The organism is Dysgonomonas sp. 520 (assembly GCF_010501095.1).
Classification (GTDB): Bacteria; Bacteroidota; Bacteroidia; order Bacteroidales; family Dysgonomonadaceae; genus QVMP01.
This window is the reverse complement of record NZ_QVMP01000011.1, coordinates 163,475-176,029: the sequence shown is the minus strand read 5'-3', so window position 1 is coordinate 176,029 and position 12,555 is coordinate 163,475. Positions and strand designations below refer to the sequence as shown.

Annotated in this window: 4 protein-coding genes; all 4 read right to left on the bottom strand. The window is 42.2% G+C overall.

The genetic code is table 11. From position 1 onward, the window contains the following. Positions 1-71: 71 nt before the first annotated feature. On the bottom strand, positions 72-4,538 hold the full coding sequence (locus tag D0T56_RS08570) for a malectin domain-containing carbohydrate-binding protein (RefSeq protein ID WP_163319722.1): 4,467 nt from the start codon (positions 4,536-4,538) through the stop codon (positions 72-74). Positions 4,539-4,650: 112 nt separating this feature from the next. After that, positions 4,651-7,335, bottom strand: a complete 2,685-nt coding sequence (locus D0T56_RS08565) for a glycoside hydrolase family 20 zincin-like fold domain-containing protein (RefSeq protein WP_163319721.1) — start codon at positions 7,333-7,335, stop codon at positions 4,651-4,653. A 290-nt stretch (positions 7,336-7,625) separates the two neighbouring features. After that, entirely contained in the window at positions 7,626-10,307 is a 2,682-nt protein-coding gene (locus D0T56_RS08560; RefSeq protein WP_163319720.1) for a chitobiase/beta-hexosaminidase C-terminal domain-containing protein, read from the bottom strand. Positions 10,308-10,376: 69 nt separating this feature from the next. Then, positions 10,377-12,494 (bottom strand): alpha-L-rhamnosidase C-terminal domain-containing protein, encoded by a 2,118-nt coding sequence (locus D0T56_RS08555; RefSeq protein ID WP_163319719.1) that lies wholly within the window; start codon positions 12,492-12,494, stop codon positions 10,377-10,379. Positions 12,495-12,555 lie beyond the last annotated feature (61 nt).

Genomic DNA, 12,555 nt, shown 5'->3' with positions numbered 1-12,555 from the left:
TTACTCATAACTTATTACTCATAACTCATAACTCGTAACTCGTAACTCATAACTCGTAACTCGTAACTACATCACTGCATATCTAAAGCATCGAGCCACAAACCGTTAAGGCTATCTCCGCTGATTACCACTTTGTAATGTCCCGCATTAATGTAAGCTCCTGTTGTGGTGCTTACCATTCGCCACTTTTCGGGTGCGCTGGAGAACTGTATTTTGTCTTCACGCATCACCCTGTCGTCCGAAGATAACACTTTAATGTTTGCAATGATAGGCTCTTTGCTCACATTCATATATTTGAAACGAAGGGCGTAAACACCGGCAAGTCCCGGAGAGATAGTCCAAGAGATAGAGTGTTCCCCGTCTTTTTCTATTTTTACCCCGTCCTTTTTGCGGTGATTTTCCACTTTATTCCATCCGCTACCTGTTGTTACGGCTTCTTCTGCTTCGTAGCAGATTTCGGGGCGGAGGTTTGGTTCTTCAATCCAATTGATAACGGGAACGGCAACCACACATTTGCTTCCTTTTATGTTTACAGTTTGATTTTTAGTGTAGGAAGTTTTCACGAACCCTGTGTCTTCTTTCACATAGATATCGGCGTTATCAGTTACGATGAAACTAATCTTTTTAGCTTTTTTGTCGGGCAAGATCCATTCCGCACCATAGAGGATAGGAGGCAGTTTATTAAACTCTTTCCCCGTATCGAGCCATGTTTTCGCAGTTCCTCCTTTTACATTGCTTATCAGTGAAGGAGAAGCAGATGCACTAGTAATATTCTTGTTTGTAGATGCTATGGCAATAGCCGAAATCACGGCTTGTCCTGCTGTTGTGTTGGGAAATGATATTTCGAGCATTCCATTTTTTGCATAGCCTTTCACCGTTTTTTTCAAAAGGCGGTCGTGTCCGGCTTCTTTGAAAATGTCCAGATTCTTAATGACTGTATCGCCGCTTACGGCAACATCGAAAATACGGTATCCTTCGCAGTCCATGCTTCTGTCGGTTCCCCACCAGGGTTCGATGAAATAAAGTTCTACCAGATATTCGCCATCGGCTAACGGGAATTGATATTTCAACATGTCACGACCATAACGGAATGTCTGGAAAAGTTCCCAGTCTTTTGTGCCTGCAATCGGATCTTTTGTACGGCGTTGAGAAGCCAGGAAATTCGGAAGGTTTCCGAATTGGTCAGTCCAGGACAATGAACCCCAATAATTTCCTTCTTTTTTATGAACATCGGCAGACCAAATGTTTCCGTTTTCGTCCGTATATTCACCACTACCACAGTTTACACGATAGATGTAGTTATAGCCATTTTCGGGGGCTGTTTGGTTTTTAACATCCTGATATAGTTTGTTAAAGTTGGGTGTGGATGGTTTAGGTAAATTATCCATCACAATGTAATCTTCGGCAACGGCTTTGCCGTCAACATAACCAACTGCATACAGAACGTTATATTGAACATTTACATTATTCCAGATAAAATGTGTACCTATTCCTTTTCGTTTTTGTTTTCCTAAAGAACGGGTTTTTACATCGTTGAAAAGTTCCACTTCGTCACAATTGGAAAATACACGTATTCCGTCCTTCATCCCTGCCTCTGTCCAACGGTTATTCCATGTATGCGAAACAAGGTAAACCATCGGAGCCTCTTCTTTCGATACATAATTTGAACGGTACATATAATATACATCCAGAGGTTCTTCCCAAGGAGTTACCAAACCTTTATAGTTAAAAGGTCCGATGCGGTCTATATCACGGAAACCTTCTTCGTTCTGAATACGTCCCGGATTATCGTGCGAACTGTATATCCACTGAAACTGCCCGCAGACTTTGTCTTTAGCTTGTTCAGCCAAACGGATTTTCATCTCCATCAACAAGTTCATGCGGTCTTCGCTCCATACCCCGTTTTGCTCAAATTCTCCTTCCGTATGACTGTCGATACTTCTCCAAGCACCGTATTCCCCGTTCAGAAGTTGTTCGGGTTTACTCAGTTCTTCGGCATATTTAGATGGGTTGCCACCATAAGTGCCCGACCAGTTTTGAACCACGTTCCAGTCTGTGCCTGTTCCGCCATTGCAAGTGGTAACAAGGCGTTGCGATGGTGAAGTCGGGTCCATTTCACGAATAATTTCGGTACATTCTTTTGCAAAATCTTCGGGCAATGTGCTTTCGTTTTGCAATCCCCAAAGAACAACGGAAGGACAAGAGCGTCTTTCTTTTATCCATTCACGCAGATTGTTTTTGAAGTTTTCCCTGAATTCGGGAGTATCATACCACACATGAGCCGAAAGTTGTGTCCAGAAAAGCATTCCCAACTTATCCCACATTTGCTGATAAACAAGATTGTGAGGTTGATGGGCATCTCGGAAAGCATTGAATCCAGCCGCTTTCATCTGGCTGATGCGTGAAAGAATCTGGTCTTCGCTGAAAGCATGGCTGTTTCCCAACATGTGTTCGTATTCGCAAACCCCGTTCAGAAAAACAGGCTTGCCGTTCAGATAGAAACGCTGGTCGCCATCGTTGCGATAGATTGGCCACGAAATCCAACGGAAACCGTAATCGGTTCTTTCTTCGTCTATCACCTTGCCGTTTTCCTTAACCATCGTAATCAGCTTGTATAGGTAAGGATTTTCCGTATCCCACAAATAAGGGTCGACAATATCTTTACTTTTCTGGCTTATGATTTTTGTTTCGTTGGGTTTTAACGTAACGCTATCGGTGATGCGTTCAACCTGAATACCATCTTTATTCACAAGTTTTTGTATGACTTCGATACGGCGTTCGTGCGAAGTGTAATTCTTTACCTCCGTATTTGTGTTCAGGGTAAAGATTTTCTCATTGCCGTTTCCTTTTTTCGGCTCGTGGTTCCACGCATGAACACCGAAAGGTTCTACCCGAACGTCATTGCTAACAACCAGAGTAACAGGACGGAAAATTCCCATAGGTTGGGAACCTTCCGAGAAACCCCACTCGGATGAACAGCCGCCACACACCCAAGGCAAATCTGCAATCATGGGCGGATGATCGGCCTGAACAGCCAACGTATTGGAGCGATCAAAATTTAGAACATCTGTTACATCCAGCGTAAATGTGGTGCGTCCACCAGCATGATAACCAACCTTTTTACCGTTGACATATACCGTCGCATATGAGCCAACACCTTCGAAATATAAAAAATATCTTTTGCCTTCGCCTTGTTTCTCTACGTTGAATTCTTTTCTGTACCAAGCGTGACCGTGCTTGTTACCGTGTTTCAAACGGCGAACGCCTTCGTATTTATCCCAATTGTGAGGAACACTCACTTGTTGCCAATCTTTATCGTTATAATTTACGGCTTCAAAACCTTTGTGAGCATCTTTATCCGTGTCATTTGCAGTTGTTTTCCAACCATTGTTCAAGGATATTTCTTTGCGGAAAGTATCTTTTTCAGGCTTTGGGAAACGTATCAGGCTTTTACCCAAGTCCTTTGAAGTGGCTACTGCAATTGCTCGCTGATCGTGTTCGTTAACAGCGCAATAGAAATGATAAACAACGCCGTTCCATTTCACGACATACGATTTGTGAGCAAAAAGGTTATCGTATTTTTCAGTAGGGATAATCAAATCATCGCCATCCCAATCCGTCCAGTTTATCAAGTCGTAAGAACAGGCGAACGTATTGAAAGCCTTATACGGACGGTCGGCACGGAATGCACTGAAATAGAACATCACATACACATCGCCAATTTTCTGAATGACTCCATCGCCCGTTATTCCCTCCTCGTGGTTTACGATAGGATTGCCCTCGTAACGTTTCCAGTTCACCATATCGTCCGAAAGGGCAATGCCGATGCGTTCGGCTTTCACATTGTTGGCAGGGTTGATTCCTCCTGCATTGTAGTACATGACGAAAGGATAACCCAGCGTTTTTTTCTTATCCCAAATGACCGATGATTTATATTGTGTGATATTTTCCCACCAACCTTTATCGGGGTCGATAGGAGACAGGCGTGGTTTGTCGAATGTTTTCCATTCGTGAGGTTTGGTAATATCGCCCTCGGTGTAGGCAATACCCTCTTCAAGGCGTCCTTGCTCATATCCTTTTCCCGTTCCTCCGAAGTAAGACATCCAGTATTTGTTGTCAAACTTCTGAGCTTGGTAATTTCCTCCCCATTCATAATCAATGAGGGCGATGTAGCCTGCCCGTTGGTTTTCGTCCCATCTACCACTGCCTATTTTAGGAAAAGAGAGTATTCTCCCTAGAGTATTCCAACGGAGCAAATCGTCGCTTTCGGCAAGCCATGTTTCATATCCGCGACCATCCTTTCCCGATTTTCCATTGTATACCAAATAAGACATATACCATTTTCCGTTTTTACGAAAAATGGTAGGACAGTCTATTTTGTGGAAGTTGTCGGCAGGCGAGACTACCAAGCCATATTTGTATGGCGTTTTTACTTCCTCGTATATTTTATTCATAACATCTTTCGGCACGGTTTTCTGCGCCGAAAGAGATGTTATTGCTATGATTAGGAATGTTAATGATGATAATATCTTTTTCATGGATTATTTCATTTAAAACACAAAGATCATGAAGTTCTTGTCATGCTGAGAGTAACGAAGCATCTAAGAAACAGATCCTTCGCGTTGCTCAGGATGACAAATTTTTTTACAACTAATAAAATAGCCAGTCTATTCTACTTGAAGCGTCATCGCCTCCAAATCCTGCATTGTGAGGCTGTATTTTCTGATTTGCATCAATAAATCCGAATATCATCAATGCACCTTTTCCTAAGTTTAAGGTATGTTGCCCTACACCAAAATTGTATGTGTGAATGTTTACAGACCCTCTGTCGGGAATATCCAAAGCATTCGCAATCTTAACATCGCCCTGCCCGTAAAGATTTGCGCTGGCATCTGTTTCAAGGGTCGGTGCTTTTGCATATTCCTTGCGCTCAGTGTTCAGGTAGCCAATCAGTAGGCTTACAGGCTGTTTCGCCTCAAAAGTGAGGGTTGTGCCTTCTTCATACTGCTTGTCTTGGCTGAAACGATAAGGCTTCATTAATTTCAATTCTTCCGAAAAACCGTTAATTATGAATTGTTTATCAGAGAATACTTTTTCACCTTTTTTGATAGCGTAAGTTGGTACTGTTACGTTCTCGAATTTAATGTCAATAGGTTTCAGAATTTCCTGAGTTTGACTTGCACTACCGTGTTCTTTCAAGAATTTGATGTTTTTCTTGAAGTTTGCCAACTCGGCTTCGTAATGAGGGAGCAATTCTTCCCATGTTTTATTCTTCCCGTCATCACCACCAATCGGGATACGGCGTTGAGCGGTTTGCATGCTGTTGGCATAAAGGTATGTATCTTTTGTCTGGTTTACGAGTTCTTTATAGTATTCCAAACTTTTCTCTAAGTGAGGTACGGCTTTGTCCAGATCAGCCATATCGTTAGAGTGTGTATAGCGAAGTACCAGCATCGCAGCTTCTACCTTTTCGGCAAAACAATTGGCATAAGCCTGATAGCAATACACATCATTTTTCAGGCGGTTAAATTCTTCTTTGTTTTTAGATACTTTTCCGGCTGCTTTGTCAATTGCTTCAACAGCCGCTTTTCCGTGTGCAACAGCTTCGGCTATCAGTTGAGGAGGAGTTTCGCCCTCATGAGGTTGTTTGTTCCATTCTTTAGTCATATATTCGATAAGCATTTCGCCTTCAGGTCCGCACGATTCGTGGAATCCGGGGTAAACTTTCCATTTAGCAGGATTGGTCAACTGGCTCATAAACATGCCCAGTAGAAGCGTTTGACGGTTTCCTTCCGTGATTCCGAATTTGCGAAGAAGTTTGGGTGCAATTTCGCCCGATTGCTCGTATGCTTCAAGAATATTGCGTCCTTCGTCGCCGCAACCATACATATTGCCAAGCAGATTTGACCAATATTTTATTTCGTCGTTTTTGTCACGGTTTACATTCCAAGCATAACGTGCCCATGCCTGATACCAAATCCAATCCCTGTCCATTTCTCTTAAACGAGGATCTGTTTTATCGGCTGTGTAGGGCCAATCCCAATAAGAAGCCTGAGGGTACAAGTGGAGGGCATTAGCGCCTTGTATATTGTGCATTGCTTTTACTGCTTTCTGAATGAAATCAGGTGATCCGTAACGGAACGGTTCCAGATTGGCTAGGATATGAATATTTGCAATGTGTATAGAACCTAAGCTGCTCAAATCCTGATGGGTTTTTGTCCACGAACCTTTAGGATTAGGTTCGTATGTTGTCAATGATTCTCCATTATATTTGTTCATGGTGTACAAATTTTTGTAGAGTGGGAGAGAAGCATCCATCACCATTTTGCAATCGGTATCGTGTGCCCTTACCACCACAGGAGGTTCGTCTGTTCTGCCAAGAGCCTTCAATCCGTCTTTCACACCCGGAATGATTGTTTCGGTAAACCAAACCACATCGTCTTCGTAAGTGTCCATTGCTTCTCCCAAACAAACCAATAGTCCTACATTCGGATATTTTTCTATAAATGCAGCAACAGATTTGCGGGTGTAATCTGAAACCAGAGGAGTGATAGGGCGGCTTCTGTCTTGTGTGGCAATGCCATGATGTTCGGCAAAAGGCTTTGATACCAGTATGTTGTAGAACATCTGGATGACCCAAATACCACGCTTATCGGCTTCTTCCGTGAGGAATGCAAACATCTCTTCATTCTTTTTGAATGTTTCGTCGTCCACTTCCACTGCGTAAGGATAATCTTCCAGTTTCACCAGGGAGGCAAAAGGGTGTCCATTCCACAGATAAAGAGAGTTCATCTTGTTTTCGACAAGCATATCCAGATATTCAACCCAAAGCTCTTTGTCATAAAACCAAGGGAAAGTTTCGGGTGTATACGGATATTCGTAAACCGTTCTGCCGGGAAGATAGTAAGGCTTTTGTACGCCGACGCAAGTACCACGAAGCACCATTTCAGGTTTGTCCGTAATGTTTAAGCCTGTTGGAAGTTTTCCTTCTTCTTTCACTATTCTCACCAGCTCCATACAGCCGTACAGCGAACCCGAAGCATCGTTTCCTGTTACAGAAATCGTGTTGTTTTCTGTTTTTATTGTGTAACCCTCTTTGGCAAGAGAATCTGTTTTATTCTCGGTTACAATAATGATCGATTCGTCCTTAGCATCATCATTTGTAGTTATCTCAACAATGTATTTGGCTTCTTCCAGAGTCGATTTTAGTTTTTCTACCCCGAAAGCAAGCCTGTTTGACGGATTTTTTTCGGTGATTATTGTCACTTTTTTGTCAGAAGAGCATGATAAAAAAAGGAAGATACTAAGAATCGAAAATAAAAATTTGTACTTCATTTTATTGATATCTAGTTAGTTAATTGAAGAGAGGAAAGCATTGTTTGAAAAATCTATCCTGTCCTGTTCTGTGCTGACAAAGGTATGTATTTTAACAAAGATAAAGAAATGCTCTAAATATGCTGTACAACATATTTAGAGCATTTTCGAAAGCTATTGTCATGCTGAGTGAAACGAAGCATCTGGTATTGGTTTGCAGATAACAGTTTTCAATCAACTCAATAAATCAATGACTTATACCTTATTTAGATCCTTCCCGTTGGTCAGGATGACAAGAATTATCTATAATTCTATTTTACAAACTTACCTGAAACGATAGAATTATTATATACCATCTTGTAGATGTAAACACCTCTTGAGTAGTTGGTTAACTCAATGTGGTTTACTCCTGCAAATGCGTCGTTATTACTAATTCTTTGTACACATTTTCCTTCCGCTGAATATATTTCTATTGTAACATTTCCGTCGGATGGAAGAACATAATGAAGCATACCATTGTCATAATAGATATTTACAGCGTTCTCTTGTTCGGCAAGCATTCCGGATTGACCGCCATCTTTGAATGTTACTTCCGAGAGGGCAGACCATGTAGACCCATTTTTGGCTCTTGCTTTGATGGTTCCTTTCCCAACAACTTGTAGAGGCGAATTGTATAATAATCCGCCCGAAGAAACGTCTCCGCTATTAGCAACTCTGGGGTCTGTACCGTCTATTGTGTAGTAGATGCTACCGCTTGTTGCAGATATTGTCAGGTCGATGGGTTCTGTTATCGAGCCACCTTTAGAACTGAAAACAGGTGCGTCGATAGGCGTAGTTAATCCCAATGCTTTTAGTTGGTTGTATACTATCTCAGTTCTTGCCGGGAAATAGTCGTTACAAAGGGCGTCTTTCATCGGAATCCAGTGATCGTTGCGGGTATATGTGATGCGAACATTGTCGCGGGTAAGAACTTTTTTGCGGTAATCTCCCCAACGAGCCGATTCGAGAATGATGGGCAGGTCTATTTCATCCGCAAGTTTCAGGTAGCGTTCTGCTGTTTTTTCGGGAGTTAAAACCCCATCATTCAGAAAATGTTTTTGAACCCTGTCCATGAACAATAATTTGAACTCGGCATTCTGAGATAAGCCTCCGTTTGTAGCGTCTTTTGAGGCACCAAATAGCATTTCACGTAAAGGCCCTTCAAAGTTGAGTATTTTATTGTTGTTTACATTGCTAAGGGCATTTTCTGCGTCCCAACTGAAATATTGAAAGCCTTTGCCCGGATTCACACGGTTACGTGCAGTGTACCAGTTGTTTTTTCCCCAATCATCATTGCCGATATAAAAATTGAGCAACATATAATCTATGAAGTTCTCCATGTTCAGCAGTTTCTGAGATATCAACTCATTGTAATTCTTGCTTTTGGCTAAACTCAACATCTGATTGTATGCAGTCAATTGTCCTTCAACCAGTCCGTCATCGTCAATCACGTCGTAGTCTTCTTCTTTACCGCCCATATATTCGGACGTAAACTGATTTCTGACCCTTTCGGAGATGTCGTATAACCCCCAATACAAGCCATTGATGAATAGATGTGCAAAGCGGTCGTGAACGGCATGGTGTCCCATTTCCGATTGTGTTTTTTTGGCAAACGGGTCAACCATATACTGAGCTCTGAGCCTTTGATCTGCATTGTCTCCAGAGCCTCCCGTAATCCAACTGAAATTGTATCCGGCTCTGAAAACTAAGTGTCCGAACTTGTCGTTGGCCGTATCGTCGTCAAATAGATCGTAATGCAGGTTGCCTGCTCCGTATATTTTTTTGAAATGTACTCTGAATGAGTGTTTTCCACTGTTGTATGGTCTTCTGCTGTTTCCACCATGAAGTCTTAATCCGCAATTTATCTGGAACTGTTTTCCTGTTTTGGGTTCGAAGTATTCAATTGATGTGGGACGTTCCCATCCATCGCCTAAAGTGCCACCTCCCAGATTTTTAGGGTTGCCGGATTTTCCTGTATAGATGTATATACCACCTGTTTCGGGATCTCTCGAGTCGGAGAAAATATACCCGGGGGTTGTAACTATCGACAAGGTTGGAATGGCAAGGAAAGCATCTTCGAGCAAGTCTTTATAGGCAGCATTATTGCAAATTTCAGGGTCCATTTCATAATCGGCAGGAGCTTTTTCACCTGCGGCATAACCTCCTGTTCCATAGGCAAGATGCCCCCATTTTGCAGGATATCCTGCAGGATTTGCAGGCTGCTTTACGATATCTTTTACAAAAAAGTAGGTGTTGGTTGTCACTGCACTCGAAACACCATCTTTTACACCGATAGCACTTAGCGGCGTAGTTGTAGTAATGTTAATGGGAGCTGTGTATAATGTACTGCTTTCGGTTGGCCTTGTTCCATCTGTTGTATAGTAGATTTTTGTATCAGGGTCGCCCACACTTAAAGTAACTGAGAATGCTTCGTCGAAATATCCTCTGGTTTTGCTGAAAACAGGCGCTAAGGCTTGTCCCGTAAAGGTGTTTTCTGCACCGGGGGTTGGGGTTGCGAATATGGTATGTTGACCCATGTAGTGCCCATAAGAAATATCTGTTTGTTGAGCAGGGTAGTATGGGGCATATTCATCCGATACTATTTGTCCGGGTTCGAGGATGGCAAGATATTCACCACCTCCCGATAACTTAAAATTGGTATGTAAATTGCTTCCGCTGTTAGACTTGTCTTTTTCGGAGGCAAAAATAACCAGATACCCACCCGCATTGATCGTAACGGACGGAAATGTCCACTTATCAAGTTTTGAAGCATTGTCGGTGATGGTCCAACCTTTCAGGTTTATGGCTTCGCTGCCGGGATTGTACAGTTCTATCCAATCGGAGTTGTCGCCGTCTTCGTCTTTCATCCCATTCGAGTTTAAGGCTAAAAACTCGTTTATGAGAATCTTCTTTGTCCCTTCTGCATAACCGGAAAGTGTTACGCAGCCCATCATAAATGCCAAGAAGCATTTAAAAAAGGAAAATCGGTAATTATTAAGCATGTCTTTTTGGTATTAGTGAATTTATAATTTCATTTTCACAACATATTCACCTGCATTTGAGGTGATTCTCAGTTTATATTTATTTTCCTCCAATTTTTCAATTTGTCCCATATTCGTTTGAGGTTCCGATTTGCTATCGAAATACAAATAACCTTCGCCTTCGGTTGCCAATACTTTTATCTGTTCAGCATCCATGTATACTTTAATATCGCCGTTCGGAGTTGGTACAGTGCTTTCCATCCATTTCAGATCACCCAGAACGGGGCGTATACTAAACTCTGCGTACCCTTGTTTCTCTGGTTTCACTCCTATGTAATATTTTCCAAGAAGATAAATAGGACTTGCTCCCCATGCGTGGCAAAGGCTTTTCCCGTAAGGGCGGCCATACATAGCTAGGTGTTCCGTGTCCTTTTCATTCGGATTATATTTTTCCCAGAATGAAGTTGCTCCGAGATCAAGCATACCACCCCAGTAGTCACGTATTTCTTTCAACACATGATTGTGTTCACCCAATGCGCACAGAGCTTCGAGTTCGTAGAAACGCATGTATGGAGTCGTAATTTTCAGGGCATCGGGGTTTAAGAGGACATTGTTTTTCACCGCATCTGTTTTTTCTGTATCCAGATAATTGAACAACACGGCAAACATGTTGGTGTAAGGGGTTACCTGTTCGCTCTTCACACCGTTTTCACGATTGTGGATGAATGCACCTTTATCTTTCGACCAGAATGTCGTGAACAGTTTTCCTTTCAGATCGGAAGCTAATGCCGAATATTTCTCTTTGTTTTCCGTGTCGTTCATTATGCCGGCACAAAGCGCCATCGTTTCGAGGCTGCGGCAGAAAAGCAATTGCTCGAAGCTAACTTCTCCGTTTTTGCTCATTTCAAAATCTGCCCAATCTATAAAGACCCAATCGCCTGCAAGACCCTCCATCATGCCGTCCGTATTGCGGCGAGAAAGGCAGTAGTCTATAAGACTTTGCATACGAGGATAAAATTGCTCAACAAACTTAGTGTCGCCTGTGTATTGCAGATAGTCGTAAATACCCATGAACCAATAGAATGTATAGTCCATGATTGTGTTTGTATGGCTTGTTACAGGGTCTTTACCCCTCAGGTTGAGCATTGTGCGTGTAACCGATGGCGAATCGAAAAACAGGTAATAGTTCATCAGATAGCTTTGATAAGCATCGCCGCTCCAAATCCAACGGTCACGCTTGATTCCGTCAATAAAAAACTCACGGGATGTAAGGTGCATGGTGTATGCCGAAATATCCCAAATCTTATTGATCAGCTCGTCACTGCATCTGAAACTTCCACGATAATCTAATGGCAGATATTCGTAGAGCATAGAAACTTCGTCGTAAGACAGTCCCGAATCTTTTTCGATATAAATGTAGCGATATGCCTTAGAATCGGGTAGGGTGAAATCTTCTGCTGTCGAATTATCAATGTCGAAATAGTCTAATGTTTCGCAATATTCCGTATCTAATGCTTCTTCGCTAGATTCTCCGTAGAATATTGATAATTTGCCTTTTCCCTTCAAATTATGAAACTTCACAAAACCGAACGTCTCTTTCCCGAAATCGACCAGAACACCATTATTTTTTTGCTCTGTTTTTACGGCTTGCATAGGAGTTGTAGACAATTTGAATTTAGATGGAGGAGTGTCGGGTGAATCGAAATTCCATGCTCCGGCATCCAGATAAACAGTTCCCGATGATGTGTCGGACGCTTTGCCCGATTCGTCAATCCATTCTTTGTCTTCGAAAGTTACTTTCCATGTTTCGTCCGAACCAAATGTTTTGCCTTTTACATAAATGGAGGGAACGTTAGCCTGATTGTGAACTTTAATGTTCAGGCTGTGTTTTCCTGCCGGGATTGTCATTTTGCTGTACGCAGGAAGAATTTTCCCGTCTAGTTTTATGTTGTATCTTCCTTCTACGTATATTTCAACTTCTTCGGCGGTTGGTAAATCCAATTTTGTGGAAAATTCAACGGCAACATAGTGGCTGTCCATCTTCCAGAAAGGAGGGAAAAATCCGCCTCGTTCGGTTCTGCGGTTTTGCATTTCGTTGCCCAACCATATTTCATAATCGCCCGGATACCAGATCCATGTCGGGGAATTAGATTTTTTCATCTGTAAATATTTTTATAACATTGTTGTTTTTCGAATCATTAGCATATTGGCACATTAGTTA